At 72.9% G+C, this 26,919-nt stretch carries 19 protein-coding genes and 1 pseudogene; 11 read left to right on the forward strand and 9 right to left on the reverse strand.

The genetic code is table 11. The features are described 5' to 3' along the window. The first annotated feature begins 179 nt into the window (after window positions 1-179). The 3 genes and pseudogenes from AB0F72_RS23010 to AB0F72_RS23020 all read left to right on the forward strand — a co-directional run. Window positions 180-1,853, forward strand: a complete 1,674-nt coding sequence (locus tag AB0F72_RS23010) for a methylmalonyl-CoA mutase family protein (RefSeq protein ID WP_360434884.1) — start codon at window positions 180-182, stop codon at window positions 1,851-1,853. Window positions 1,854-1,928: 75 nt separating this feature from the next. Beyond that, the gene (locus AB0F72_RS23015; RefSeq protein ID WP_360434886.1) at window positions 1,929-2,903 is read left to right on the forward strand and encodes a tetratricopeptide repeat protein; all 975 of its coding nucleotides are present in this window, start codon (window positions 1,929-1,931) and stop codon (window positions 2,901-2,903) included. Window positions 2,904-2,940: 37 nt separating this feature from the next. Further along, window positions 2,941-4,110 (forward strand): annotated as a pseudogene (locus tag AB0F72_RS23020) (arginase family protein); the annotation flags it as partial. 481 nt (window positions 4,111-4,591) lie between these two features. On the opposite strand, the gene AB0F72_RS23025 reads toward AB0F72_RS23020, so the two are convergent. Further along, the gene (locus AB0F72_RS23025; protein ID WP_360434888.1) at window positions 4,592-6,496 is read right to left on the reverse strand and encodes a penicillin-binding transpeptidase domain-containing protein; all 1,905 of its coding nucleotides are present in this window, start codon (window positions 6,494-6,496) and stop codon (window positions 4,592-4,594) included. A 235-nt stretch (window positions 6,497-6,731) separates the two neighbouring features. Between AB0F72_RS23025 and AB0F72_RS23030 the strand changes: the two genes are divergently transcribed. Together AB0F72_RS23030 and AB0F72_RS23035 are read left to right on the forward strand one after the other, a co-directional pair. After that, window positions 6,732-11,681 (forward strand): NAD-glutamate dehydrogenase, encoded by a 4,950-nt coding sequence (locus AB0F72_RS23030; protein ID WP_360434890.1) that lies wholly within the window; start codon window positions 6,732-6,734, stop codon window positions 11,679-11,681. Window positions 11,682-12,122: 441 nt separating this feature from the next. Further along, on the forward strand, window positions 12,123-13,082 hold the full coding sequence (locus AB0F72_RS23035; RefSeq protein WP_360434892.1) for a type IV toxin-antitoxin system AbiEi family antitoxin domain-containing protein: 960 nt from the start codon (window positions 12,123-12,125) through the stop codon (window positions 13,080-13,082). Window positions 13,083-13,835: 753 nt separating this feature from the next. On the opposite strand, the gene AB0F72_RS23040 is transcribed toward AB0F72_RS23035, so the two are convergent. Next, window positions 13,836-15,287, reverse strand: coding sequence for a glycoside hydrolase family 3 N-terminal domain-containing protein (locus AB0F72_RS23040; RefSeq protein ID WP_360434894.1), 1,452 nt, complete (start codon window positions 15,285-15,287; stop codon window positions 13,836-13,838). A 173-nt stretch (window positions 15,288-15,460) separates the two neighbouring features. On the opposite strand from AB0F72_RS23040, the gene AB0F72_RS23045 reads away from it, so the two are divergent. The 3 genes from AB0F72_RS23045 (at window position 15,461) to AB0F72_RS23055 (ending at window position 18,510) form a co-directional block, all read left to right on the forward strand. Further along, window positions 15,461-16,636 carry an ROK family transcriptional regulator gene (locus AB0F72_RS23045; RefSeq protein ID WP_360434896.1) on the forward strand — a complete coding sequence of 392 codons (1,176 nt, stop codon included), beginning with the start codon at window positions 15,461-15,463 and terminating at the stop codon, window positions 16,634-16,636. A gap of 133 nt (window positions 16,637-16,769) precedes the next feature. Continuing rightward, window positions 16,770-17,585, forward strand: coding sequence for an ABC transporter ATP-binding protein (locus AB0F72_RS23050; protein ID WP_360434898.1), 816 nt, complete (start codon window positions 16,770-16,772; stop codon window positions 17,583-17,585). Next, window positions 17,557-18,510 carry a ribokinase gene (locus AB0F72_RS23055; RefSeq protein ID WP_360434900.1) on the forward strand — a complete coding sequence of 318 codons (954 nt, stop codon included), beginning with the start codon at window positions 17,557-17,559 and terminating at the stop codon, window positions 18,508-18,510. The genes AB0F72_RS23050 and AB0F72_RS23055 overlap by 29 nt, the downstream gene beginning before the upstream one ends. Before the next feature lie 5 nt (window positions 18,511-18,515). Here AB0F72_RS23055 and AB0F72_RS23060 read toward each other — a convergent pair whose 3' ends face one another. The 4 genes from AB0F72_RS23060 to AB0F72_RS23075 are packed head-to-tail and all read right to left on the reverse strand — an operon-like array spanning window position 18,516 to window position 20,881. Beyond that, a complete protein-coding gene (locus tag AB0F72_RS23060; RefSeq protein ID WP_360434902.1) occupies window positions 18,516-19,043 on the reverse strand; it encodes a PAS domain-containing protein in 528 nt (175 codons plus the stop codon). Window positions 19,044-19,095: 52 nt separating this feature from the next. Continuing rightward, window positions 19,096-20,013, reverse strand: a complete 918-nt coding sequence (locus tag AB0F72_RS23065) for a methyl-accepting chemotaxis protein (RefSeq protein WP_360434904.1) — start codon at window positions 20,011-20,013, stop codon at window positions 19,096-19,098. A gap of 56 nt (window positions 20,014-20,069) precedes the next feature. Further along, the gene (locus AB0F72_RS23070) at window positions 20,070-20,423 is read right to left on the reverse strand and encodes a hypothetical protein (protein WP_360434906.1); all 354 of its coding nucleotides are present in this window, start codon (window positions 20,421-20,423) and stop codon (window positions 20,070-20,072) included. After that, complete coding sequence (locus tag AB0F72_RS23075) at window positions 20,420-20,881, reverse strand: DUF6232 family protein (RefSeq protein WP_360434908.1); 462 nt, start codon at window positions 20,879-20,881, stop codon at window positions 20,420-20,422. Before AB0F72_RS23075 ends, AB0F72_RS23070 begins: the two co-directional genes overlap by 4 nt. A gap of 81 nt (window positions 20,882-20,962) precedes the next feature. Here AB0F72_RS23075 and AB0F72_RS23080 point away from each other — a divergent pair, with 81 nt between their 5' ends. Genes AB0F72_RS23080 through AB0F72_RS23090 form a run of 3 tightly spaced genes read left to right on the forward strand, consistent with a single transcriptional unit; the run spans window position 20,963 to window position 25,755 of the window. Next, a complete protein-coding gene (locus tag AB0F72_RS23080; protein WP_360434910.1) occupies window positions 20,963-21,736 on the forward strand; it encodes an enoyl-CoA hydratase-related protein in 774 nt (257 codons plus the stop codon). Window positions 21,737-21,778: 42 nt separating this feature from the next. Then, a complete protein-coding gene (locus tag AB0F72_RS23085) occupies window positions 21,779-24,073 on the forward strand; it encodes an Hsp70 family protein (RefSeq protein WP_360434912.1) in 2,295 nt (764 codons plus the stop codon). Window positions 24,074-24,132: 59 nt separating this feature from the next. Next, on the forward strand, window positions 24,133-25,755 hold the full coding sequence (locus tag AB0F72_RS23090; RefSeq protein WP_360434914.1) for an acetolactate synthase: 1,623 nt from the start codon (window positions 24,133-24,135) through the stop codon (window positions 25,753-25,755). On the opposite strand, the gene AB0F72_RS23095 is transcribed toward AB0F72_RS23090, so the two are convergent. From AB0F72_RS23095 to AB0F72_RS23105, 3 genes are read right to left on the reverse strand one after another with little or no spacing between them, the layout of a single operon-like run. Further along, window positions 25,756-26,139 (reverse strand): PLD nuclease N-terminal domain-containing protein, encoded by a 384-nt coding sequence (locus AB0F72_RS23095; RefSeq protein ID WP_360434915.1) that lies wholly within the window; start codon window positions 26,137-26,139, stop codon window positions 25,756-25,758. Window positions 26,140-26,177: 38 nt separating this feature from the next. Beyond that, window positions 26,178-26,477, reverse strand: a complete 300-nt coding sequence (locus tag AB0F72_RS23100) for a DUF202 domain-containing protein (protein ID WP_360434917.1) — start codon at window positions 26,475-26,477, stop codon at window positions 26,178-26,180. 4 nt (window positions 26,478-26,481) lie between these two features. Further along, on the reverse strand, window positions 26,482-26,865 hold the full coding sequence (locus tag AB0F72_RS23105; RefSeq protein ID WP_360434919.1) for a DUF202 domain-containing protein: 384 nt from the start codon (window positions 26,863-26,865) through the stop codon (window positions 26,482-26,484). Window positions 26,866-26,919 lie beyond the last annotated feature (54 nt).

Genomic DNA, 26,919 nt, shown 5'->3' on the forward strand with positions numbered 1-26,919 from the left:
GCCCCGGCAGCGTGGCGGACGCCACCGGGGCGATGGGGGAATCCGCTGACCACTCTCGCGATCGGACGGCCGGCCGGGCAAGAAGCGACAACAGGCAAAGCCGGAGGAACCGCTCATGGTGGTCATCGCAACCGGGTCATAGCCTTAATGAACGTTCAGTCCTGCTCTAGGATGTCGGGATGAACGCTGCCGAGATCGCCGCCGGCCGGGAGCGCTGGCAACGACGCTTCGACGCGGCCCGCAAGCGGGACGCCGACTTCACCACGCTCTCCGGTTCGACGCTCGATCCGGTCTACGGCCCGCCCGGCGGCGCCGACTACCCGGGCTTCGACCGCATCGGGTGGCCGGGCGAATTCCCGTACACCCGGGGTCTCTATCCCACCGGTTACCGCGGCAGGACCTGGACCATCCGGCAGTTCGCGGGGTTCGGCAACGCCCGGCAGACCAACGAGCGCTACAAGATGATCCTCGCGGCCGGTGGCGGCGGGCTGAGCGTCGCGTTCGACATGCCCACGCTGATGGGCCGCGACTCGGACGAGCCGCAGTCGCTCGGCGAGGTGGGTCACTGCGGCGTCGCGATCGACTCGGCCGCCGACATGGACGTGCTCTTCGACGGCATCCCCCTGCAGGACGTCACCACCAGCATGACCATCTCCGGTCCGGCGGTGCCGGTCTTCTGCATGTACCTGGTGGCCGCCGAGCGGCAGGGCGCCGATCTCAGCAAGCTCGACGGCACGCTGCAGACCGACATCTTCAAGGAGTACATCGCGCAGAAGGAGTGGCTCTTCGAACCCGAGCCGCACCTGCGCCTGATCGGCGACCTGATGGAGTACTGCGCGGCCGAGATCCCGAAATACAAGCCGCTGAGCGTCTCCGGCTACCACATCCGGGAGGCCGGGGCGACCGCCGCGCAGGAACTCGCCTACACCCTCGCCGACGGCTTCGGCTACGTCGAGCTCGGCCTGTCCCGCGGTCTCGACGTCAACCGGTTCGCGCCCGGCCTGAGCTTCTTCTTCGACGCGCACGTCGACTTCTTCGAGGAGATCGCGAAATTCCGGGCGGCCCGCCGGATCTGGGCCCGGCACCTGCGCGACGACTACGGCGCGACCAGCGAGAAAGCGCTGTGGCTGAAGTTCCACACGCAGACCGCGGGTGTCTCGCTGACCGCGCAGCAGCCGGTCAACAACGTGGTGCGGACCGCTGTCGAGGCCCTCGCGGCGGTCCTCGGCGGGACCAACTCGCTGCACACCAACGCGCTCGACGAGACCCTCGCGCTGCCCACCGACGAGTCCGCCGAGATCGCCCTGCGCACGCAGCAGGTGCTGATGGAGGAGACGGGTGTGGTCAATGTGGCCGACCCGCTCGGCGGCTCGTGGTACGTCGAGGCGCTCACCGACCGGATCGAGGCCGAGGCCGAGGAGATCTTCGCCCGGATCCGTGAGCTCGGCCACGACGGCAGCGTCACCCAGGGCATCCTGCGCGGCATCGAGGACGGCTGGTTCACCGCGAACATCGCCGAGGCCGCGTTCGTCTACCAGCAGGCGCTGGAGAAGGGCGACAAGAAGGTGGTCGGCGTCAACGCGCACACCACCACCGTCGCCAAGGACCTGGAGATCCTGCGCGTCTCCCACGAGGTCGAGGTGGTGCAGCGGCGCGAGCTGGGCGCTCGCAAGATCAATCGCGATGGGGTACGGGTCAAGGCGGCTCTCGAGAGACTGGTGGCGACGGCCCGCACCGGCGAGAACATGATCCCCGCGATGCTCGACGCCGCCCGCGCCGAGGCGACGCTGGGCGAGATCTGCGGCGTCCTGAAGGACGAGTGGGGGATCTACCGCGAGCCGGCCCGGTTCTAGAAGCGCTGTGACGTCCGATATCGGCGGCCTGGTGGCGGCGCGAACAGGCGTGACTGCGTGCGAGACTAAATAACCATGAGCGACCCACGGACCACTCCGTCGATCTTCACCCGCGGCGCGGTCGATCTCAGCGCGCTGCGCCCCTCGGCGCCGGCCAAATCGGCCACGCCCGGCACCCCGGCGCCCGGCACCCCGGCGCCCAGCACCCCGGCAGCCGGCACACCCGCGCCCTCCGCCGCCACGCCGCCGGCCGGCGTCCCCGGTGCGGTGCCCGGAGTCGCGCCGGAGACCATCATCGAGGTCAACGAGGCCAACTTCCAGTCCGTCCTGGAGCGGTCCCTGACCACGCCGATCCTGCTGGACTTCTGGGCCGACTGGTGCGAGCCGTGCAAGCAGCTCTCGCCGGTGCTGGAGAGGCTGGCCGGGGAGTACGCCGGCTCCTGGCTCCTCGGCAAGGTCGATGTGGACGCCAACCCGCGACTCGCTCAGGTCTTCCGGGTGCAGGGCATCCCGATGGTGACCGCGGTGATCGGCGGCCAGCCGGTGGAGGGCTTCACCGGGGTGCTCCCCGAGTCCCAGATCCGGCAGTACATCGACGCCGTCCTCAAGGCGGCCGGCGTGAGCGTCGCCGCGCCCGAGGACCCGCGGCTCGACGCGGCCGACGACGCCCTGATGACCGGCGACCTGGACGCGGCCGAGGCGGCGTACCGCAAGATCTTGGCGGAGTCGCCGGCCGACGCGGCGGCCGAGTCCGGACTGGCCCAGGTCGAGCTCTACCGCCGGATCAGCGGCGCTGACCCGGCCGCCGTGCTCGCCAAGGCCGAGGCGAACCCGGACGACGTCGAGTCCCAGCGTCTGGCCGCGGACATCGAGGTGCTCAGCGGGCAGGCCGCCGACGCGTACGCGCGGCTGGTCCGCCTGGTGCGGCGCACCGGCGGCGAGGAGCGCGAAGCCGTGCGCAAGCACCTGCTGTCGCTGTTCAGCGTGGCCGGTCCGGACGATCCCGCGGTGGCCGGCGCCCGCCGGGCCCTCGCCAGCGCGCTCTTCTAGGACAGCGCTTTCCATCACTGAGGAAGAGGGGGGCGTCGTGCGCCGCATCGCCGTTCTGGACGCGCCGTCCAATCTCGGCCTGCGCCCGCCGACCGCGACGTCGGTGCCGGGCTGCGCCAAGGCGCCCGGCGCCCTCCGCGACCACGGACTGCTGAGCAAGCTCGGCGCGCGGGACGCCGGTTGCCTCACCCCGCCGCGGTACGACCCGGGCGACTGGCGTCCCGGTGACGGCGTCGCCCACGCCGCGGAGATCGCCGCCTACTCGCGGGCGCTGGCCGACCGGATCGGCGCGATCATCGACGGCGGCGAGTTCCCGGTGGTCCTCGGCGGGGACTGCTCCATCCTGATCGGATCCGGCGTGGCCATGCACCGTCTCGGCGAGGCGGTCGGCGGCCGGATCGGCCTGGTCTTCGTGGACGGGCACTCCGACTTCCGGCACCCGGGCAACGCGTCCTACGTGGGCGCCGCCGCCGGTGAGGACCTGGCCCTGGTGACCGGTCGTGGTCAGGCCGACCTGGCCGCGATCGAGCGCCGCCGGCCGTACTTCCGCGACGTCGACGTGGTGGTCCTCGGCATCCGCGCCCAGGACGAGTACCGGCTGGACCTGCAGGCCGCCGGCATCGTGACCCGGCCGGTGCCGGCCCTGCGCGCCGAGGGGGCGGCCCGCAGCGCCCAGTGGGCCCGTGACCAGCTGGTCGACTGCGCGGGGTACTGGGTGCACATCGACGTCGACGTCCTGGACCCGGCGGTGATGCCGGCCGTGGACGCGCCGGACCCGGGTGGCATCGCCTTCCCCGAGCTGGAGCTGCTGCTGGCCGGCCTGGTCGAGTCGCCGCACTGCCTCGGCGTGGAGATCACCGTCTTCGATCCGGACTACGACCCCGACGGCGGCTACGCCGCGGAGATCGTCTCGGCGGTGACGGCGGGGCTCGCGCCGGTGAAGACCACGGCGCCCCGGCCGGACCTGGTGGCGGCCCGCCGTGACCTGGCCGCCTCGCCGGTTTCCCCGCTGCTGGACGGAGTGGACGACGCGGCGGCGCAGGACCCGGTGGTGGTGTCGGCGGCCGGGCTGGACCCGGACCCGATCCCCGCCCCGCCGGACAGCCCCGAGCCGGTCGCCGAGCCGAGTCCCGAGCCGATCGCCGAGCCGGATCCCGAGCTGGTCGCCGAGCCGGCCACCGCGCCGAATCCCGAGCTGATCGCCGAGCCGGATCCCGAGCTCCACGCGGACGCGGACGAGGAGGAGGACGCGGCGCCGGAGGACGTGCCCGAGCCCGAGCCGGTGGCCGATTCCGATCAGCTGGTGGATCAGCACGAGGACGAGGACGCGACCGAGGCCGGGGCGGAACCGGAGGAGCAGCCGCCGTCCCCCGCCCCGCGGCCCCGGGACGAGCTCTCCGAGGCCGCCGGGAACGAGCATCCGGTGGCCGCCGCCGAGCCCGGGCATCCCGACGTGCGCCTGCTGACCCGGCCGCTCGGTTCGGCGCCGCTGCTCGACTCGGAGCCGCTTCCCGCGACCCGTCCCGGCATGCTGCGCCCGCGTCCCCCGCTGGACCCGCCGGGCATCGGCGTCCTCCGGCCCGGGTTCGGTGGCCGGGGCGTGCCGGGGCCGGATTTCCCGGGCGGCGGAGCGGCCTGAGACGGCCGGTGCGCTGTCGCACCGGCCGCCCGGTGGCGCGGATCGGGTCTTACTTGTTCAACTCGGTCAGGAAGCGCTTGACGATCGGCACGGCCGCCTCCGAGCCGGCGCCGCCCTTCTGCACCATCACCGCGAACGCCACGTCGTCCTGGTAGCCCACGAACCACGAGTGGGTGTCCTCGGACCCGTTCTGGAACTCCGCGGTGCCGGTCTTGCCGTGCACCGGCTTGCCGGGGACGCTCTTCAACGCCGTACCCGTGCCGCTGGTGACCACCTCGCGCATCATCTCGTGCAGCGCGCCCACCGCCTCGGGGTCGAGCGGCGGCCCGGCCTCGCCGGGCTTCGCGGGCGCCGGGTCGAGCACCAGCTTCGGCGGCTGGAACCGTCCTTTCGCGACGGCCGCGGTGGCGACCGCCATGGCGACCGGGCTGACCACGGTGCTGCCCTGGCCGAAGATCGCGGCGGCCAGCTCGGTCGCCGTGCCGCCGTCGGAGACCTGCCCGGTGTACGCCTCGATGCCCAGGTCCCAGGTGCCCCCGAGACCGAGCGCGGTGGCCGCCTCCTGCAGCCCGGCCGAGGTGAGTTTCGGCGCGAGGCCGGCGAACGCGGTGTTGCAGGACTTCGCGAAGTCGACGTGGAACGGCACCTTGCCGAGCGCCTCGTCGTGCGAGTTCTTGAACTCCCGCCCGTCCACGGTGAGCGTCTTCGGGCAGTCGACGACGGTGTCGGCGGTGACCACGTCGCGGGCCAGCACCCCGTACCCGGAAATCATCTTGAATGTCGAACCGGGCGGGACCTGGCCGGTCAGCGCGGTGTTCACGCCGCCCGCGTCGGGGCCGTTCGCGACAGCGAGCACGGCCCCGTCGCTGACCCGGATCGCCACCATGGAGCTGGGCTGCTTCTCGCCGGCCAGGGCCTTGTCGGCGGCGTTCTGGGTGGCGGTGTCGATGGTGATCTTCACGGGTTTGCCGTCGACCGGCTCGGACTGGAAGATCGGGTCGTCCTCGACGGCGCCGTCGGCCGCCTCGCGGGAGATCACCACGGAGAGGCCGGCGGTGCCGCGCAGCGTGTCGTCGTACTTCTGCTGCAGGCCGCCGTGCCCGGCCTGGTCGCCGACCTTGAGGACGTCCGGGCGGGCGTCGATGTCGTCCTTGGTGGCCGGGTCGACGGTGCCGAGCAGGGCGCGGGCGAAGGCGCGGGTCGGCGCGAGCTGCCGGGTCTCCTCGCGGAAGACGGTGCCGGGCAGTGGCCGTACCTGATTGCGGATCTTGTTGTAGTCGGCCCTGCGCAGCGTGACCAGGTCGATGAAGGCGCCCGGATCGGCGGCGTCGACCCGGCCCTTCAGCGTGTCCATGTCCACGTCCACGGCGACCTTCTTGAACGCTGCGGCGAGGCCGTTCTTCAGCTTCGTGAAGTCGGTGATCTTCTCGGGGCTGACCCCGATCACCACCACTTTCTGCGGTCCGACGAGCGGCTTCCCGTCCGCGTCCTGGAGGGTGGCGCGGTCCGAGGCGACCCGGCGCAGCCGCAGCTTGTCACCGGTGGAGAGGTCCGGCTGGACCACCGCCGGCTCCCAGATGACGGCCCAGTCGTCGCGGCCGGCCTTGGTGGCGCGGACCGTGCTCTGGTACGTCCAGTCGACGCCGCCGGGCAGCGTCCACTTCACGGTGATCGGGGTGCTGGCGTCGTCCCCGGTGGTGGTGGTCTTGCCGGCCGCGACGGCGAGCGGCTGCCCGGTGAGGTCCCCGTAGAGCTCGCGGATGCCGGTCAGCACTTCCGGCGCGGCGATCCCGCTGCCGCTCGCGGTGACGAATCCCACGTCGTTCAGGTTGCCGCTCTGCCAGCCGGCGACGAACGCCGAGACGGCGTCCTCGGGCGGGTCGGCGGAGCACCCGGCCAATCCGCCCGCGGTGAGTACGAGCAGCGCGGCGAGCCCGGCGGTGGTGCGGCGCATGACGATCCTTTCCCTGGGTGGCTGGTCCCTGGAGTGACTGATCGAATCCCTGGGTAGCTGATCGAACCGTAGTAGGCCAACGCCCGTCATGGTGTTCCGCAGTAGGTGATACGGCGCAAAAGCGCACATCACTCGCTGGCACACCCGGGGTGTGAGAGGTGCCGGGCCGGTCGTTCTAGGCTGTGCTCGACACGTTCGAACCCACAGTGCCGTGGGTGAGGGGAGCGCCGGAGCCATGGCTGTCGCCGACGAGGCAGCGACCGATTCTGATCAGACTGTGCCCGATCCTTCGGTGCCACAGCCCGGACTCGCCCTCACCGGGCGATTGGGGGCGTCCACCGACTCAGGAGAGCTGGACGAGCCACTGCCGAACGCCGAGAGGCTCGTCGCGCAGGCGGTGCAGCAGGCGGGCGAGGACACCACCACCGCATCACTCGTTGACCGTTTCTGGCGGTTCGCACCCGATGAGGAGCTGGTCGGCTACACGCCGGACGAGATGTACGCGGCCGCGGTCGAGCACCGTGAGCTGGCTCGCAACCGGCTGCCCGGCGAGGTGAAGCTGTCCGTCACCGAGCCCAGCGGCTCGCAGGGCCACACCGTCGTGCGGATCGTGACCGACGACATGCCGTTCCTGGTCGACTCCGTGATGGCCCTGCTCACCGCGCACAACCTGCAGGTCCACCTGCTCGTGCACCCGCTGATCGTGGTGCGCCGCGAGCCGCTCGGCGCGCTCGCGCAGGTGGAGCCCGAGGTCGAGCCGGACGACGCGATCGACGGCGACCTGGTGGAGAGCTGGATCCGGATCGAGATCGACCCGATCCGCCGCGCGGAGGCCCGCGAGCAGCTGACCAACGAGGTGCGCCGGGTGCTCACCGACGTCCGGGACGCGGTCGAGGACTGGCCGAGGATGCGGCAGCGCGCCCTGGCGATCTCCGCGGAGCTGGCCGCCGCCGCCGAGTCCGGGACCATGCCGCCGGTGCCGGACAAGGACGTCACGGACACGATCGAGCTGCTCGAGTGGCTCGCGCACGACCACTTCACGTTCCTCGGCTACCGCGAGTACCACCTGGACGACGGGGTCCTCAGCGCGGTTCCGGGCACCGGTCTCGGCATCATGCGCGGCGCCAGCAAGCCGCGCCCGCTCGCCACGATGGCGCCCGAGGCGTACCAGCGGGTCCTGGAGAAACGGCTCCTGGTGATCACCAAGGCCAACTCGCGGGCGACGGTGCACCGGTCGGCGTACCTCGACTACATCGGCGTGAAGGTCTTCGACTCCGCCGGCACCGTGGTCGGCGAGCGGCGCTTCCTCGGGCTCTTCTCCTCCTCGGCGTACCGGACCAGCGTGCGCCAGCTGCCGGTGGTCAAGCGCAAGGTGATGGAGGTGCTGGAGCGCTCCGGCCTGTCCCCGCGCGGGCACTCCGGCAAGGACCTGCTCCAGATCCTGGAGACCTACCCCCGCGACGAGCTCTTCCAGATCAAGACCGATGACCTGTACGAGGCGGTGATCGGCGTCCTGCGGATGGCCGGCCGCCGGCAGTTGCGCCTCTTCCTGCGGCGCGACGGGTACGGGCGGTTCATCTCGTGCCTGATCTACCTGCCCCGGGACCGGTTCACCACCGGCAACCGGCTGCGCATGCAGGAGATCCTGCTCCGCGAGCTGAACGGCGTCGGCGTCGACTACACCACCCGGGTCACCGAGCGGATGCTGGCGCGGGTGCACTTCATCGTGCGGACCGACCCGGGGGACCCGCCCGGCCACGTCGACCCGAACGAGCTGGCCGAGCTGCTCGCCGACGCCACCCGGATGTGGGACGACGACTTCTCCCTGGTCCTCGAGCGCAAACTCGGCGACGAGCAGGCCAAGACGCTGTTCAACAGGTACTCGTCGGCCTTTCCGGAGAGCTACAAGAACGGGCACACCCCGTACGAGGGCATCCAGGATCTGGCCAAGCTGGAGCTGCTCGAGGAGCCGGGACAGCTCGCCATGCACCTGTTCCGGCGCCGCCGGCTCGGCGCGGACGGCGTCCCCGAGCCGGACGAGCGGGACGTGCGGTTCAAGGTCTACCGGTACGGCGAGCCGATGATGCTCTCCACGGTCCTCCCGGTGCTGCACTCGCTCGGCGTCCGGGTCACCGACGAGCGGCCGTACGAGATCCGCCGCGACGACGGCGTGATCTACCTGTACGACTTCGGTCTGCTCCCGCCGGCCGGTCACCGCGAGCTGGCCGAGGTCCGCCCGCAGGTGGAGAACGCGTTCGCGGCGGCCTGGCGGGGCGAGGCCGAGGTGGACGGGTTCAACGAGCTGGTGCTGCGGGCCGGGCTCACCTGGCGTCAGGTGGTGGTGCTCCGCGCGTACGCCAAATATCTGCGCCAGACCGGGACCGTCTTCTCCCAGCGGTACGTGGAGTCGACCTTCACCGCCTACCCGGAGATCGCCGGGCTGCTGGTGCGGCTCTTCGAGACCCGTTTCTCGCCGTCGCTCGAGGTCGGCGAGGCGGAACGGGCCCGCCGCGCCACCGGGCTGCGGGACCGGATCACCGCGCTGCTCGACCAGGTGGAGAGCCTGGACCAGGACCGGATCCTGCGCTCCTACCTGACGCTGATCGAGGCCACCCTGCGGACCAGCTTCTTCCAGCGCGGCACCGAGGGCCAGCCCAAGCCGTACGTGGCGTTCAAGCTGGACCCGCAGGCCATCCCGGACCTGCCGCAGCCCCGCCCGAAGTACGAGATCTTCGTCTACTCGCCGCGGTTCGAGGGCGTGCACCTGCGGTTCGGCGCGGTGGCCCGGGGCGGCCTGCGCTGGTCGGACCGGCGCGAGGACTTCCGTACCGAGGTCCTGGGCCTGGTCAAGGCGCAGATGGTGAAGAACGCGGTGATCGTCCCGGTGGGCGCGAAGGGCGGCTTCGTCCTGAAGCAGAAGCCGGGCGACCGGGACGAGGCGGTGGAGTGCTACAAGGGCTTCATCACCGCGCTGCTGGACGTCACCGACAACATCCTCAGCGGCAAGATCATCCCGCCGCGGGACGTGGTGCGGCACGACGGCGACGACCCGTACCTGGTGGTGGCCGCGGACAAGGGCACCGCCACGTTCAGCGACATCGCCAACGAGATCTCGGTGAGCAAGGACTTCTGGCTCGGTGACGCGTTCGCCAGCGGCGGCTCGGCCGGGTACGACCACAAGAAGATGGGCATCACCGCGCGCGGCGCCTGGGAGTCGGTCAAGAAGCACTTCCGGGACCTGGGGATCGACACCCAGAGCCAGGACTTCACCGTGGTCGGTGTCGGCGACATGTCCGGCGACGTCTTCGGCAACGGGATGCTGCTCTCCGAGCACATCAAGCTGGTGGCGGCCTTCGACCACCGCCACATCTTCCTGGACCCCGACCCCGACCCCGCGATCTCGTACGCGGAACGGCGCCGCCTGTTCGACCTGCCGCGCTCGTCGTGGGCGGACTACGACCGTGAGCTGATCAGCTCCGGCGGCGGCGTCTACCCGCGCAGCGCCAAGTCGATCCCGGTGAGCCCGCAGGTCCGGGCCGTCCTCGGGCTCGAGCTCGGGCACGGCGAGGCCACCTCGGTCAGCCCGGCCGAGCTGATGCGGGCGATCCTGACCGCGCCGGTCGACCTGTACTTCAACGGCGGCATCGGCACGTACGTGAAAGCGGCCTCCGAGTCGCACGCGGACGTCGGCGACAAGGGCAACGACGCGATCCGGATCAACGGCGCCGACCTGCGGGTCAAGGTGGTCGGCGAGGGCGGCAACCTCGGTCTCACCCAGCGCGGGCGGATCGAGTTCGCCCGCTCCGGCGGCCGGGTGTTCACCGACTTCATCGACAACTCGGCCGGGGTGGACTGCTCCGACCACGAGGTCAACATCAAGATCCTGCTCGGCGGCGCGGTGACCGACGGCGAGATGACCCTGCCGGAACGCGACGAGCTGCTCGCCGCGATGACCGACGAGGTCGGCGCGCTGGTGCTGCGCGACAACTACGAGCAGGCGATGGCGCTCGGCAACGCGCGGGCGCAGGCGCACTCGCTGCTCCCGGTGCACCGGCGGATGCTGAAGTCGCTGGAGGAGCGGGGCGCGCTGAACCGCGAGCTCGAGGCCCTGCCGTCGGACAAGGAGCTCGCCGCCCGGTACGAGGCGGGCGAAGGCCTGTCCGCGCCGGAGTTCGCCGTGCTCCTGGCGTACGTCAAGATCAGTCTGGAGCGCGAGGTCCTCGCCGACGAGCTCGTCGACGAGGGCTGGACCGCCGACGTCCTGACCCGGTACTTCCCCACCCCGTTGCGCGATCGGTTCGCCGGCCGGATGGCCGGTCACCGCCTGCGCCGGGAGATCATCTCCACGTCGCTGGTGAACGAGGTGGTCAACCGGGGCGGCACCTCCTTCGTCTACCGGGCGATGGAGGAGAGCGGCGCGTCGGCGGCCGACGTGATCCGGGCGTACATCGTGGTCCGCGACGTCTACGGCCTCAAGGAGATCTGGCAGGCCGCCGAAGGCCTGGACAACCAGGTGCCGACCGGGGCGCAGACCGCGGTGCTGCTGGAGACCCGGCGGCTGCTCGACCGGGCGGTCCGCTGGCTGGTCAGCACCCGGCGCTCGCCGATCGACGTGGCCGGCGAGATCGCCAAGCTGCGGCCCGGTGTCGCCGAGCTGCTGCCCCGCCTGCCCCAGGTCATCGTCGGCGCCGAGCGGCGCAACCTGGAGCAGCGGACCGCCGCGCTGACCGGCAAGGACGTCCCGGACGCGCTCGCCGAGGCGGTGAGCCGGGTGTTCTACGGCTTCGGCCTGCTGGACATCCTGGAGACGGCGGCGTCCGTCGGCCGGGACCCGCACGAGGTGGCGTCGGTGTACTTCGTGCTCTCCGAGCGGTTCGGGGTCGACACGCTGCTGTCGCACATCTCCCGGCTGCCGCGCAACGACAGGTGGCAGACGCTGGCGCGGATGGCCCTGCGGTACGACCTGTACGCCGCGCTGGCCGCGTTGACGGCGGAGGTCCTGCAGTCGACGCCGTCGGAGGCGGCCCCGGAGGACCGGGTGTCGGAGTGGGAGCAGGTGAACGCGGCGTCGATCGCCCGGGCGTCGAACGCGATGGGGAACGTGGACGACTCGCCGGCTGATCTGGCGGCGTTGTCCGTGCTGCTGCGCCAGATCCGGACGCTGGTCAAGACCTCGGCGGCCTGAGGGGTTCGCGGGAAGGCGGCCGTCCGGTGTCGGAACCGGGCGGCCGCGCTGGGTTTCGCCTCCCGGGGAGACCGGTGGGCTGCCGAGCCCGGCTTCGCGGAATCCCGTGGACGCCATAGGCACCGCCGTTTACCGCGTACCCGATGGCGCTCCAAGATCTCCTCGCGGCTCCTGCGGGTGCGGCTCCCTGCGGGTGCGGCTCCCCGCGGGCGCGGCTCCCGCGGTCGGCGGGCGGGGGTCGGGTTCTGGATCTTGGAGCATTCGCGCAATGCGGAAACCCGCGGACCTCATAGCGTCCGCCGAACTCCGCAAACCGCCGCGCTGCAGGGCGACCCCCGACGCCCCTACCACCCGCAGGACTCCGAGAACCCGTTGTCCACATCCCCGCTTCGTCCACAGCCCCACCGGCGGCCACCCACACCCCGGGCAATCCTGGCCCGCATGACGCGACACATCGACGAGATCAGCCGGCACCAGCGCGGCGTCCTGACCCGCGCCCAGGCTCTCCGCAGCGGCATGAGCCCGGACCGCCTCCGGAACCTGCACACCTCCGGCCGCTGGCAACGGCTTCACCGGGGCGTCTACGCCACCTTCAGTGGCGAGGTGCCCCGCCCGGCACTGCGCTGGGCAGCGGTCCTCGCCGCCGGCCGGGGCGCCATGCTCTCCCACCGGTCGGCCGCCGAGGAGGCCGGGCTGGCCGACGAGGGGCACGGCCCGATCCACATCCTCATCCCGGACGACCGGCGCGTCCGCCCGTCCACCGGCCTGGTGGTGCACCGAGCCAAGGGTTCCGCGACGCGCCGCCATCCGGTCCGGTTGCCGCCGCAGACCCGGGTGGAGGACACGGTGCTCGACCTGGCGTCGGCGGCGCGCTCGGAGGAGGAGGCGATGGCGTGGATAGCCGCGGCCTGCGGTCGCCGTCTCACCACGCCGGCCCGGATCGCCCGGGCTCTGGCGGATCGTCCCCGCCTGCTGCGGCGGCGCGGTCTGGCCGTGCTGCTCGGTGAGGCGGGCACCGGCGTCGGGTCGGTGCTGGAGTGGCGTTACCTGCGGGACGTGGAGCGGGCCCACGCCCTGCCGCCCGGCGCCCGCCAGCAGCGGCGGTCACGTCCCGGCGGAAGCTGGTACGACGACGTCCACTACCTCGAACACGGCGTCCGGGTCGAGCTCGACGGGCTGGCAGCGCACCCGCCCGAGGGCCGCCTGCGCGACTTCCGCAGGGACAACGCGGCGGTGCGATCCGGTGAGTGCGTGCTGCGCTACGGCTCACTCGACGTCGGTGAGGACCCGTGCGGGGTGGCCGCTCAGGTCGCCGGGGTGCTGCGGAGCCGCGGCTGGCGCGGTTCGCCCCAGCAGTGCGGCGCGGGGTGCAGGCTGAACCCTCATCAGGCCGCGGCGTAGCGCCGCCGACAGGGCGCGCGTTCACCGGCGGCAGCGTGCTTTCACCGGCGGCAGTGCGCGTTCACCGACGGCAGCGCGCGTTCACCGGCAGCGGTGCGCGTTCGTCGGCGGCAAGGTGGTGAGCCGGGCGCGGCGACCGCTCCCGAAGTCGACCCGTGCCCGGCTCACCGTCTGCGTCGCGGCTCGTGCTGGTCCCGAGCCGAAGTCCGCGACGTCCCCAGACCCACCTGTGAACATGACGCTACGTGATTGCTACAGCGCACCGAAACCACCCAACGCCGAGTTTGTCCGTTCGGTTAGCCCGATTTGAGCAGAAGGCCGAGAGGAGCAGTGACGGCATGTAATCAAAACCAAGGAGGGGTACGAGCCGACCCGCTGAACAACCGCACCTCATCCCGTCCCCGAGAGTCCGCGCGACCACCTGCCACGCAAGGCCGTAGCGCGGCCGCCGGGACACGTCAGTGGTCAGGGTCGTCAGCGCGCCCGAAGGTGCCGTCAGCCACCCAGGCGCTTGAGTGATCCGAGCGCGTGAGCCGTCAAAAGCGTGCGGGCTGCCCGAGCCCGTGAGCCGTCCGAGCGGGTGTGGGTCGTCCGAGCAGGCGGGTCGTTCAAGCGGGCGGGTCGTTCAAGAGGGCGGGTCGTCCGAGCGTGCGCCGTCCGAGTGTGCGGGCCGCCCGCGCATGTGAGCCGGCAGCCCGTGTCAGCCCCGCCGTGTGTGTCAGCCGCGCCAGGTGTGTCAGCCGGCCGTTTGTGTCAGCCGGCCAGGTGCAGGGCCTCCGCCGCCGCCCGGCCGTTCGCCAGGCTCGCGCCGTGGGTCACCACGAAGGCAGCCACCCCGGCCGGCCGCCAGCTCGACGGCCAGCCCATCTCGACGACGCTGACCGGCCGGGCTACGGCCAGCTTCTCCACGAGCTCGCGGGCCGCCGCGGAGCTGTGCAGCCGCCGGCCGACCACGACCACGGGCCGGTCCCCGGCGAGCGCCGCGACCTCGTCGGCGGTCGTCGACGCCGCGACGAGGTCGACCTGTTCGATGCCGTTCAGGTGAGGGCGCAGGCCCCACGGCACGCGCCCCTCGGCGATCGAGGAGCCGGACACCAGCCGCACAACGAGGGGGGAGGGGAGGGGGGAGGGGGCCCCCTCCACGCGTACCGCCGATCGGGCCGCCGCGACGCCCAGCTCGCGGTCCGGCTCCGCCGCCGGGCGCGGTGCCGCCGCCCAGGCGGCCAGTGCCGCGGTACGCGCCGCGGCACCCTCCAGCCGGGACTGCGCGAGCCGCCCGTCCCCGACCGCCGCGGCGATCTCGTCGGCGACCGCGTCGACCAGCTCCCGGTTCACCGAGGCGCCGATGCAGAGCAGATCCGCCCCGGCGGCGAGGGCGGCGACGGCGGCGAGCGGGATGCTTCCGGCCGCTCCGGCGGCGCCGCGCATCTCCAGGGCGTCGGTGACGATCGTGCCGCGGAAGCCGAGCTCGTCACGGAGCAGCCCGGTCAGCGCGGCCCGGCTGAACGTCGCGGGCAGGTCGCCGGTGAGCGCGGGCACCCGGATGTGGGCGCTCATCACGGCCTGCGCGCCGGCGGCCACAGCGGCCGCGAACGGTGGCAGGTCGCGCCGGCGCAGCACGTCCAGCGGCACGTCGACGGTCGGCAGCTCGAGGTGGGAGTCGCTGACCGTGGCGCCGTGGCCGGGGAAGTGTTTGGCGCAGGCCGCGACGCCTGTCGATTCGAGCCCGATGACGGCCGCGGCGGCGTGCCGGGCGACCAGGTCGGGGTCGGCGCCGAAGGACCGGGTTCCGATGATCGGGTTCTCGTCGGCGGTGTTGACGTCGACGGTGGGCGCGAGGTCGAGGTTCACTCCGGCGGCGGCCAGGTCGCCGCCGATGGCGGCGTAGACCCGGCGGGTGAGGTCCGGGTCGTCCACCGCGCCGAGGGCGGCGTTTCCGGGGTACGGGCTACCCGTGCGATGTCCCAGCCGGGTGACGTCGCCGCCCTCTTCGTCGATGGCCACGAGCACGTCGGGCCGGGCCGACCGCAGCGTCCCGGTCAGCGCCGCGAGCTGAGCGATGTCGGCCACGTTCGTCGCGAACAGGGTGTGCCCGGCCAACCCGTCGGCGACCAGTTCGAGCGCCCAGTCCGGCGCGGTGGCGCCGGGGAAGGCGGCGAGCAGGGTACGCAGGGCGAGCCGGCGAAGGCCCGGATCGTGAGACATGTTGTCCTTCCGGTGGCGCGAGGTGGTCCGGGATGCCCGCGACCTGCCATGATCGCTCGGGGTCGATGAGCCACCCTCCGGTCAGGCAACGTCGCCTACCGTTACGCTGCGGCTGCGCGTCGAGCGTCGACACTGTAACAGGAAAGAACCTTTAGTAATTAGGGGACAACGCTATGGTCACCCGTCTCCCGGGCACGCCCCGGCTGCTGCGCGCCCTCAACGACCGTGCGGCGCTGGACCTGCTGCTCACCCGCGGGCCGCTGACGCGGGCACAGCTCGGTGAGATGACCGGCCTGAGCAAGGTCACCGCCTCCCAGCTCGTCGAGCGTCTCGAGGAACGCGGCCTGGTCCGCCGGATCGGCGAGCAGGCCGGTGGCCGTGGTCCGAACGCGCAGCTCTACGCGGTCACCCCGGGCAGCGCGTACGTGATCGGCGTGGATGTCGGCCCGGACTGCGTGGTCGCCGCCTGCGCGGACATCACCGGCACCATCATCAGCCGGGTCGAGCAGAGCACCAAGGACACCGACGACCCGGTCGGCGTGGTGCACAACGCGGTGGTCCAGGCCGCCGGCGAGGCCGGCACCGACATGTCGTCGGTACGCCGTGTCGTGCTCGGCACCCCCGGCCTGGTCGACCCCGAGTCCGGCGAGATCTCCTTCGCCCACGACCTGCCCCGCTGGCACCGGGGCCTGCTGGCCGAGCTGCGCCGGGACCTGAGCACCCCGGTCTTCTTCGGCAACGACGTGAACCTCGCCGCGGTCGCCGAGTCCGGCACCGGCGCGGCCACCGGGGTCAGCGACTTCGCGCTGATCTGGATCGGCCGGGGCGTCGGCCTCGCCACGGTGATCGCGGGCCGCCTGCACCAGGGCGCCACCGGCGCGGCCGGTGAGATCGGCTACCTGCCGGTGGCGGGCGCCGAGGTGCCGCACAACGCGTCCCGCCGTGGAGTGAAAGGCGCGTTCCAGGCGCTGGCCGGCGCCGACGCGGTCAAGGCGATCGGCAAGCAGTTCGGGTTCCGCGGCGCCGAGGCGGCCGACGTGGTCCGGGCCGCCGTCGCGGCCGGTCCGGCCGGTGAGCCGGTGCTGGACGAACTGGCCCGGCGGCTGGCCCTCGGCGTCGCGGCGACCTGCGTGGTGCTCGACCCGCCGCTGGTGGTGCTGGCCGGCGAGGTCGGCCGGGCCGGTGACACCGCGCTGGCCGAGCGCGTGGAGCGGGAGGTCGCCGCGATCACGCTGGTCTCGCCGAAGGTCGTGGTGACCGGCGTGGCGTCCGAGCCGGTGCTGCACGGCGCCCTGCGGATGGCGCTGAACGCGGTCCGCGACGAGGTGTTCGGTTCGACGACGGACTAGGAGACGACGGACTGTTGAGACGACGGACTGTTGAGACGACGGACTAGGGGACGACGGACTGGGACTGGTCCAAAAACGCGGCCCCGGCGCGGCCGTGGAGTTTCCGGCTCTGCCCACGTGGTTGGATGGACGCGTGCTGGAGGCTGCCGTATCCATTCCGCCCGACGAGGACACCGTCATCGCCTTCGACCGCGTCAGCGTGGTCCGCGCGGGTAACTTCCTGATCCGTGACCTGTCCTGGCAGGTCGAGCTCGACGAGCGCTGGGTGGTGCTGGGGCCGAACGGCGCCGGCAAGACCACCCTGCTGAACCTCGCGTCCGCCCGGATGCACCCGACCAGCGGCCAGGCCTACGTGCTGGCCGAGAAGCTGGGCCGCACCGACGTGAACGAACTGCGCACCCGGGTGGGCATCACCACCGGCCGGTTCGCCGACCAGGTGCCACCGGGCGAGAAGGTGCTGGACGTGGTGCTGACCGCCGCCTGGTCGGTGGTCGGCCGCTGGCGGGAGAAGTACGACCCGCTGGACGAGGCCCGCGCCCGTGAGCTGCTCGAACAGCTCGGCATGACGGCGTTCGCGGACCGCGAGTTCGGGACCCTCTCCGAGGGCGAGCGCAAGCGCACCCAGATCGCCCGCGCGCTGATGACCGACCCCGAGCTGATGCTGCTGGACGAGCCGACCGCCGGCCTCGACCTGGGCGGCCGGGAGAACCTGATCGGCCACCTGAGCGAGCTGGCCCTGGACCCGGACGCCCCGGCCATGGTGCTCGTCACGCACCACGTCGAGGAGATCCCGCCGGGCTTCACCCACGCCCTGCTGCTGCGGGAGGGCGTCGCCGTCGCGGCCGGCGTGCTCGGCGAGGTGATGACCGCCGAGAACCTGACCAAGACGTTCGGGCTGCCGCTGGTGGTGGACCGGTTCGGTGACCGTTACACGGCACGGGCCGCCTGAGGTGTCCGGTTCGGGGAGCGCGCCGAAGGTCGTCGTCGCCGGCAGCGCCAACATGGACCTGGTCGGGCTCGCGCCGGCGTTGCCCCGGCCGGGTGAAACCGTGCTCGGTGACGATTTCGTGATGGCGCCCGGCGGCAAGGGCTCGAACCAGGCCATCGCGGCCGCGCGGGCCGGCGGCGCGACCACGTTCCTCGGCGCGATCGGCTCGGACGCGTTCGGGGTCACCCTGGGCGCGCGGCTGGCCGCCGCGGGCGTCGACACCAGCCGGGTACGCACCAGCTACGGCGCCTCGGGCGTCGCGGTGATCATGGTGGACCGGGCCGGCGAGAACTCGATCCTGGTCAGCCCGGGAGCGAACCGGACGTTCGCCGGCCTCACCGCCGACGAGCAGTCGGTGATCGCCGGAGCCGACGTGCTGCTCTGCCAGCAGGAGATTCCGATGGAGACGGTGCACGCCGCGCTCCGGGCCGGCCGGGCCGGCGGCACCCGCACCATCCTCAACGCCGCACCGGCCCGGGACCTGCCGCCCGGCCTGCTCGACGAGGTCGACCTGCTGGTGGTCAACGAGATCGAGGCACGGGCCATCACCGGCGCGCAGGCTGATGAGGCGGCCGGCATGGCCGCGCTGCTGGCCCTGGTGCCGCGGGTGGTGCTGACGCTCAGTGGCTCGGGCGCCCGGTTCGCCGATCGCGACGGCCGGGACGTGCACGTGCCGGCCTTCGCGGTGGAGGTCGCCGACACCACTGCCGCCGGCGACGCGTTCACCGGCGCCCTCGCGGTGGCCTGGGGCGAGGGCCGCGACCTGGTGGACGCGGTCCGCTGGGCCAACGCGGCCGGCGCGGCCTGCGTCCAGCGGGTGGGCGCCAGCACCGCGCTCCCGGAACGCGCCGAGATCGATCAGCTGTACGCGAGCGCGCCGGGCTGAGGCCGTCAGGCCAGATCCCAGACCAGCTCGTCGTAGGTGCGGCCGCGCTCGGCGAGGATCCGGGTCAGGGCCTGCTCACCGGCCGCCACGGCGTCCGGGGTGCGGTCGTGCCGGCGCTCGGCCGCCCGCAGCACGCCGTAGAGCTCCTCGGCCGCGCTGATCGCCGTCCGGGACGGCACCCGCCGGTTGGAGTGGTAGCCGATCACCCGTCCGGCACTGTCGTAGGACGGGGTGACGTGCGCGAAGACCCAGTAGTGCGCGCCGTCGGCGGCGAGGTTCACCACGTACGCGAAGATCTCTTTTTCGGCCTTGAGGGTGTCCCAGAGCAGCTTGAACACGGCGCGCGGCATGTCCGGGTGACGGATCACGCTGTGCGGCTGCCCGACCGCCTCCTCCTCGGTGAGGGCGGATATCCGCAGGAAGACGTCGTTCGCGTACGTGATGACGCCGCGCGGATCGGTCTTCGTGACGATCAGCTCGCCCTCGCTGAACGTCCGTTCCGTCCCGCTCGGCCGGACCAGGGTCGGTTTCATGGTGACTCCGATGGTCCCCGGCCGGCGGGGTCCGCGCGCGGGATTCGCCGATTCACGCCTCGCGGATCATCGTGACGAACCGCGACACCTCGCCCTGCAGCACCTCGGCGAGCTGGGACAACCCGCCGGACGCCACGTCCTCTCCGCCGTCCACGGCCCGCGCGATCCCGTCGACCAGGCCGCTCATCTCGCGGATCCGCGCGGTGACCGCCTCCAGGACGGCGATCGCGTCGGCCGCCGCGTGCTGGACCGTGGTGACCTGCCGCATGATCTCCTCGCTGGACGAGCTGGTCTCGTTCGCGAGCGTCTTCACCTCGTTGGCGACCACGCCGAAGCCGAGCCCGGCGGTCCCGGCGCGGGCCGCCTCGATGGTGGCGTTGAGCGCCAGCAGCCGGGTCTGCGCCGACACCTTGTTGATCAGGTCGACGGCGTGCCGGATCTCGTCCGAGGAGCTGCGCAGCGAGGAGACCGTGCCCAGGCCCCGCTCGGCGTCGGTGACCGCCTCCCGGGCGAAGGAGGCCAGCCCGTTCGCCGAGGCGCCCATCTCGGTGGCGGCCGTGGCGACCTGCTCGGAGACGGTGAGCACCGCCGACTCCAGCTGGTCGGCGAGGCGCAGCCGGTCCTGCGCGGCGTTCGCGAACTCGGCGGCGGTCCGGCTCATCACCTGGTTGGAGTGGGTGATCTGCTGGGCGGCCGCCCGGTACACCCCGGTCAGGCCCTGATCGAGGAAGCGCCGGTAGAACCGTCCCTCGGCGGCCGCGGCCGAGGCCGCGCCCGCCTCCCGGACGAACGCGTCGATCTGGTCCAGCAGGCCGTTCACCGCCGTGCGCAGGCCGGCCGCCTCGGGTGCGGCGCCGAGCGGCGGCACCCGTGCCTCCATGTCCCCGCCGCGTGCGCGGCTGCAGACGTCGGTGACCACGCGAACGGCGTCGTCCAGGGATGCGATGGGAATACCGGCGTTCTTGCTCATGGTCCCTTCATCGTCCCCAAGTCGGACGACACGGATCACGATTTCCGCCGAAGCGGTCAGCGGGACACTCGCCAGGCCCACGCGATCAGGGGCGCCTGGAGCGGCAGCCGGCCGTAGGCGATCGCCCGCCGGGCCGGCGAGGCGTGCCGCCAGTCGGCGGCCATCTTGACGTTGGCGGGGAAGACGGCCGCGAAGAGCGCGGCGGCGGCGAGGCCGCCGGCCCGCCGGGTGCGGGGATGCGCGACGGCGGCGGCCACTGCCAGCTCGGCCACCCCGCTGAGGTACGTCCACGTGCGCGGCGATCCGGGCAGCGAACGCGGGATGATCCGGTCGTAGGGCTTCGGGACGGCGAGGTGCAGCACACCCGTCGTGGCGAGCAGGGCGGCCAGGCCCGCGGCGTCCCGCCTCACCGGCGCACGGCCGGTTCGAGAGCCCGCTGGAGAGCCCGGTAGACGCGGCCGAAACGCTGGGCGTTGTCGGTGCGCAGCAGCAGCACGTCGCCGCCCGGCACCCGGCCCCAGATCTCCAGGCTCCGGCTGCCCCGGTCGTAGGATCTGTCGACCCGCTCCAGCAGCAGGTCGGCGACGGGGACCACGGCGAGGCCGACCAGGATGCCACCGACCAGGAGGGCGAGCGTGGTGGCGAACGTGGCCTCGATGACCAGCGCCACGCCGATGGCGAGCAGACCGGCCACGAGCGGCAGCAGGATGGTGAGCCCGAGCGCGCCGCGCCAGGCGATGACACCCCAGTCCCGGGCGCCTCGCGTGTACCACACCCGGACCAGCTCGGGCAGCCGGAAGTCCTGGTTGTTCATGTGGACGCCGGACGATGTGATCAGCACTTCCGGGTCCCGGTAGTACGTCGTCATTTCCCCTCCCCAGAGGAGCCCAATGTAGCCCGTACCCGGCATAGGCTGTCGGCCAAACGGCCCAGCGGCGAGGAGGCACGGGTGGGCGAGTTCGTACGGCTCGAGGTGTCCGGCGGCATCGGCACGATCCGGCTCGACCGGCCACCGATGAACGCGGTGAACGTGCGGGTCCAGGAGGAGCTGCGGGACGCCGCGCAGGCCGCGTCCACCGACGACGAGATCCGCGCGGTGATCGTCTTCGGCGGCGAGAAGGTCTTCGCCGCCGGTGCCGACATCACCGAGTTCACCACCGCGACCTATTCCCGGATGGTGACCCGGGCCGGCGCGCTGACCAGCGCGATCGACACCGTCGCCCGGATCCCGAAACCGGTCGTCGCCGCGATCACCGGGTACGCGCTCGGCGGCGGCTGTGAGCTGGCTCTCGCCTGCGACTGGCGGGTGGTCGCGGACGACGCCAAGCTGGGCCAGCCGGAGGTCAAGCTCGGGCTCATCCCGGGGGCCGGCGGCACCCAGCGGCTGGCCCGGCTGATCGGCCCGGCCAAGGCCAAGGACCTGATCTTCTCCGGCCGGATGGTGGACGCCGAGGAGTCGCTGCGGATCGGTCTCGCCGACCGGGTCGTGCCGGCCGCGGACGTGTACGCGACGGCGCTCGACCTCGTCCGCCCGTTCGTCACCGGTCCCGCACTGGCGCTGCGCGCCGCGAAACAGGCCATCGACTCAGGACTGGACGGCGACCTCAATTCCGGCCTCGCGCTGGAGTCACACCTGTTCACCGGGCTGTTCGCCACCGACGACCGGGTGGAGGGGACCACCGCTTTCGTCGAGAAGCGGCGGCCGAAGTTCACCGGCAGGTAGTGGAGGGACCGATACGGGTCCGTCATTGCCTAGACTGCGGTCATGTCCATCGACCAGGGTGGTCCGAAGCGGTACGCCCTCGGCATCGACTTCGGCACCTCGAACACCGTCGCCGTGGCGCGATGGCCGGACGGCCGCGCCCGGCCGATCCTGGTCGACGGTTCCCCGCTGCTGCCGTCGGCCGTCTACGCCGACGCCGCGGGCAACCTGCTCGTCGGCCGGGACGCGGTGCACAGCGCCCGGCTCGATCCGGCGCGGTTCGAGCCGAACCCGAAACGCCGGGTCGACGACGGCCTGGTGCTGCTCGGCGAGCGTGAGTTCGAGACCGTCGAGCTGATCGCGGCGGTGCTGGCCCGGGTCGTCGAGGAGTGGCACCGGGCGGTCGGGCCGTACCGGCCGGAGACCACGCTGACCTGCCCGGCCAGCTGGGGGTCGGCGCGCCGGACCCTGCTCGCCGAGGCGGCCGCGCGCGCCGGGCTGGAGAGCGTCCGCCTGGTCGCCGAGCCGGTCGCGGCGGCGACGTACTTCGCCGAGGTGCTCGGGCGGGACGTGCCGATCGGCTCGGTCGTGGTGGTGCACGACTTCGGGGCCGGCACGTTCGACGCGAGCGTGGTGGCCCGTACCTCGTCGGGGTTCGAGGTCCTGGCCGTGGACGGCCGGGACGACCTCGGCGGCCTGGACGTGGATGCCGCGATCGTGGAGCACCTGCGCACCGACGGCTGGCAGCGGCTGATGGAACCGGCGACGGTCGAGGAGCGGCGGGCCCGGCGGCAGCTCTGGGACGACGTGCGGATCGCCAAGGAGCGGCTCTCCCGGGCGCAGGCCGCCGACTTCGTGGTGCCGCTGCTGGACACCGAGGCGCACCTCACCCGTGAGGAGCTGGAGACGGTGGCCCGGCCGGTGCTGGACCAGACCGTGGAGATCACCAAGAACCTGCTGCGCTGGGCCGATCTGCCGGACGGCCGCCTGGCCGGGGTCTTCCTGGTCGGCGGGGCGAGCCGGATCCCGCTGGTCGCCACGCTGCTGCACCGTGAGCTGGGCGACCCGCCGGTGGTGATCGAGCAGCCGGAGCTGGTGGTGGCCGAGGGCAGCATCCTGGCCGGCGCGGCGCTGCTGGCCAGCGAGCCGGCCGCGCCCGGGCCCACCGAGGAGCTGCGGCTGCCGTCGAAATACCTCCCGACCGGGAAATACCTGCCGACCGGGAAGCTCGACACCGAGGCGGAGGGCGCGACGGTCGTGGCCGGCCGGCCGCCGGCCGCCGCGTCCGGCACGCGGCTGACCGCGGTGGCCGGTCCGACCCAGGAACGGCCCGCGGTGACCACGCCGGTCGCCGCGCAGCCGTCCGCCGAGCTGGCCGCCGAGGCCGACGCGGCGACCGTGCTCGCCGGCCGTCCCGACGCGGCCACTGCTCCGACCGGCCGTCCGGACGCCGCCACCGTTCTGAGCGGCCGGCCGGAGACTCCGGCGGCCGGCCCGGACGCCGAGAACCCGGTCGGCGACGCGGCGGGCGACGGGCCGACCGCGCTCCGGACGTCCGGGCCGCTCCCGGTTCCGGGGCCGCTCGCGACGGAACGTCTCGGTGAGACGCCCCCCGCCGCCGAGCAGCCGGTGGAGGGCCGGAACGAGGCCGCGCCGCTGCCGAAGCGCACGCCGCAGCCGCTGGATGGCCGGGACGAGGCCGCGCCGCTGCCGAAGCGCACGCCGCAGCCGGTGGACGCGGCCGCCGAGCCCGCGCCCGAGCCGCAGCGCTTCGAACCCGACCACGCGGATCTGCCGCCGCATCTGCGGCCCCCGGTGGACCCGTGGCCGCACGCCGACCCGTCGACCTGGCGTCCCGACCCGGACGCCACGGCCGCCACTCCGCCCCCGCGTAACGACGGGTGGCCGTCACCCGTACCCCCGAGGCAAGCCGGACCGGCGCCGCGCGCGACGCGGCAGGCGCCGCCGGTGGTGGCACACGCCCGGCCGGTCTCTCCGCTGGGTGCGCCGGCGCGCCCGGTCTCGTCGGTGATGGGGTCGGCGCGCCCGGCTCCGTCGGCGCGGGCGGTCGCGGCTGCCCCGCGGGCGCCGCAGCGACCGCAGCCGCCCGGTCCCGACCCGCAGCCCGAGCTGCGGAAACGTCCGGGCACGCCGCAGCCGCAGCGGAAACCGAAGCGGAAGCCGAAGCGGCGCGGGCGGATGCTGCGCACGGTCCAGATCCTGATCAGCCTGCTGGCGATGGTGGTGGTGCCGCTCGTCGCGCTGGTGCTGGCGTACGGGTACGCGAACGGCAAGCCGCTGCCACAGGACGCGGTGAACGTCTTCGAGGACATCGCGAGGCTTGTCGGCTTGATCTGACCTGCCGGCGAGAGCTGATCGACCCGCCGGGCCGACCGGCGTGACGGACGGGAGCGGGCATGGGCGAGACGATCGAGGGGCACGGCGGCGAGCTGGCGCTGGCGGCGCTGCGGGCCCACGGGATCACCGAGATGTTCACGCTCTCCGGTGGGCACGTCTTCCCGCTCTACGCGGCCGCGCACGACGCCGGTTTCCCGGTCTACGACGTGCGCCACGAGCAGTCCGCGGTCTTCGCGGCCGAGGCGGTGGCGAAACTGCGGCGGCGGCCCGGGCTCGCCGTGCTCACCGCCGGTCCCGGTGTGACGAACGGCATCTCCGCGCTGACCAGCGCGCACTTCAACGGCTCACCGGTGCTGGTGCTCGGCGGGCGTGCGCCGGCCTTCCGCTGGGGCGCCGGCAGCCTCCAGGAGCTCGATCACGTCCCGCTGGTCGCGCCGGTCACCCGGTACGCCGCGACGGTCCCGGCCACCGCGTCGATCCCCGGCGAGATCGCCGCCGCGCTGACCGCCGCGCTCACCCCGCACCGCGGGCCGGTCTTCCTCGACCTCCCGCTCGACGTGATCTTCTCAACAGCGGCGGCGACCCGGCCGGGCGAGCTCGCGATCGCTATCGCGGAGGCCGACCCGGACGACGTGGCCCGCGCCGCCGAGCTGCTCGCCACCGCGCGGCGGCCGGTGATCGTGGCCGGCTCGGACGTCTGGAGCCTGGACGCGGTCGACGACCTGCGGCACGCCGCCGAGGAGCTGCACGTTCCGGTCTTCGCCAACGGGATGGGGCGGGGCGCCCTGCCGCCCGGGCATCCGCTGGCGTTCGCCCGGGCGCGCCGGACGGCCCTGGCCGGGGCCGACGTGGTCGCGGTGATCGGCACGCCGCTCGACTTCCGGCTCGGTTTCGGCGAGTTCGGCGAGGCGCGGGTGGTGCACATCGTGGCCGCGCCCGCCCAGCGGGCCACGCATCTGACGCCTGCCGTCTCGCCCGCCGGCGATCTGCGCCGGACCCTGACCGCGCTCGCCGGCTGGACCGGGAACCGATCCGATCACCGGGAGTGGGTGGCCGGTCTGCGGGCGGCCGAGGACGCCGGGAAGGCCCGGGACGCCGCGGAGATGGCCGCCGAGACCGACCCGATCCGGCCGGCCCGCGTCTACGGCGAGCTGCGCCGGATCCTCGCGCCGGACGCGGTGACGATCGGCGACGGCGGGGACTTCGTCTCGTACGCCGGCCGTTACCTGGAGCCGGCCCGTCCCGGCACCTGGCTGGACCCCGGCCCGTACGGGTGTCTCGGCACCGGGCTCGGCTACGCGATGGGCGCCCGGGTCACCTACCCGGACCGGCAGATCTGCGTGCTGATGGGCGACGGGGCGGCCGGTTTCTCGCTGATGGACGCCGAGTCGCTGGTCCGGCAGGGGCTGCCCGTGGTGATCGTGGTCGGCAACAACGGCATCTGGGGCCTGGAGAAGCACCCGATGCGCGCGATGTACGGATACGACGTGGCCGCCGACCTGACGCCGGGGCTGCGGTACGACGACGTGGTGCGTGCGCTCGGCGGCGCGGGCGAGACGGTGGAGAAGGCCGGTGAGATCGGGCCGGCACTGCGGCGGGCGTTCGAGTCGGGAGTCCCGTACCTGGTGAATGTCCTGACCGATCCGGCCGACGCCTACCCCCGGAGCTCGAACCTCGCCTAGCTAGGGCTTCTTTTCGTCTTTTTGTTCACCATCCGGCTGTTCCTCATCCTGGTTCGCCCCGTCCTGGTGCTCCCCGGCCTGGCTCAGCTCACGTTCCCAATGGGCGAGCATCTCCCGCTCCCGGCGGGACTGCTCGACATTCATCGAGCGCAGGAACTCCGGGTCGTCGTCCGGCGAGGACGGGCGAGCCGGCGCCCGGCGGGCGCCGCCCGGGCGGCCCCAGGCGAAATAGGCGACCGGACCGGCGATCGGGACGAAAAGGATCACCAGGATCCACACCGCGCGCGGCAGGTGGCGGACGCGCTCCGCCGAGAGACCGCTGATCAGCGCGAGTATCAGCAGGACGAGCGCCGCCGCGGCCAAGAGGATGAACAACCGGACCATGCCGCAATGATGCCCCGCCGGAGCCGGGACGGCGACGATCAGAGCATGACAACCCAACCGGCGAGGACCGCCAGGGCCACGGTGATCAGCGCGTAGGCCCGGATCGAACGGGGAACAGCGGCCGGGACGGGGTCGCGCAGACCCGGCGCGCGGTGCAGGGCGATCCCGGCCAGGGCCGCCCAGCAGATCATCGTGCCGGCCGCGGCCAGCCACTCCGGCGGGCCGGCGCCGGGGGTGAAGGCGGGCCGGACGGAGAGCAGCGCCACCGCGGCGGCGGAGAGGCCGGTGCGGCGCCAGGCCAGCCGGGTGCGTTCGGGTGCTGCTCCGGGGTCGGGCACGGGGTCAGAAGATCTGGACCAGGACGGCGACGATCAGGGCGATCGCGCCGACGGCCACCACCAGCGCGAGCACCGCGGGGAAGCGGGACCGGGGGAGGTCCACGCCGAGCCGCATGGCCCGTTCGGTCCGCGCCCAGTGGTCCACGGCGCGCAGCGCGACCAGGCCGCCGAGGAGCAGCAACAGGACGGAGATGATCTCGCGGAGGTGCTCGATCGGGAGCGGCGGCAGGAACTGGGCGCACGCCAGGCCGCCCGCGATCAGCGCGAGGCCGGTGCGGATCCAGGCGAGAAACGTACGTTCGTTGGCGAGCGAGAACCGGTAATCCGGGGTGGTGCCCACTTTCGACGATTTTTCCGGGTCGAACCAGAGCGTCAGGTCACCGAGCACGACGCCGATTATTGACCCGCCGGGTCGAGAAGCGGGTGCCACAGGGTGCGGACT

The organism is Actinoplanes sp. NPDC023936 (assembly GCF_040639325.1).
Classification (GTDB): Bacteria; Actinomycetota; Actinomycetes; order Mycobacteriales; family Micromonosporaceae; genus Actinoplanes.

Bases quoted from the DNA above. Each gene is read 5' to 3' on its own strand.
- AB0F72_RS23015 (WP_360434886.1), top strand. From the start codon at position 1,929: ATGAGCGACCCACGGACCACTCCGTCGATCTTCACCCGCGGCGCGGTC.
- AB0F72_RS23040 (WP_360434894.1), bottom strand. From the start codon at position 15,287: ATGTCTCACGATCCGGGCCTTCGCCGGCTCGCCCTGCGTACCCTGCTC.
- AB0F72_RS23065 (WP_360434904.1), bottom strand. From the start codon at position 20,013: ATGAGCAAGAACGCCGGTATTCCCATCGCATCCCTGGACGACGCCGTT.
- AB0F72_RS23075 (WP_360434908.1), bottom strand. From the start codon at position 20,881: ATGACGACGTACTACCGGGACCCGGAAGTGCTGATCACATCGTCCGGC.
- AB0F72_RS23085 (WP_360434912.1), top strand. From the start codon at position 21,779: ATGTCCATCGACCAGGGTGGTCCGAAGCGGTACGCCCTCGGCATCGAC.
- AB0F72_RS23035 (WP_360434892.1), top strand. From the start codon at position 12,123: ATGACGCGACACATCGACGAGATCAGCCGGCACCAGCGCGGCGTCCTG.
- AB0F72_RS23045 (WP_360434896.1), top strand. From the start codon at position 15,461: ATGGTCACCCGTCTCCCGGGCACGCCCCGGCTGCTGCGCGCCCTCAAC.
- AB0F72_RS23090 (WP_360434914.1), top strand. From the start codon at position 24,133: ATGGGCGAGACGATCGAGGGGCACGGCGGCGAGCTGGCGCTGGCGGCG.
- AB0F72_RS23010 (WP_360434884.1), top strand. From the start codon at position 180: ATGAACGCTGCCGAGATCGCCGCCGGCCGGGAGCGCTGGCAACGACGC.
- AB0F72_RS23025 (WP_360434888.1), bottom strand. From the start codon at position 6,496: ATGCGCCGCACCACCGCCGGGCTCGCCGCGCTGCTCGTACTCACCGCG.
- AB0F72_RS23095 (WP_360434915.1), bottom strand. From the start codon at position 26,139: ATGGTCCGGTTGTTCATCCTCTTGGCCGCGGCGGCGCTCGTCCTGCTG.
- AB0F72_RS23060 (WP_360434902.1), bottom strand. From the start codon at position 19,043: ATGAAACCGACCCTGGTCCGGCCGAGCGGGACGGAACGGACGTTCAGC.
- AB0F72_RS23030 (WP_360434890.1), top strand. From the start codon at position 6,732: ATGGCTGTCGCCGACGAGGCAGCGACCGATTCTGATCAGACTGTGCCC.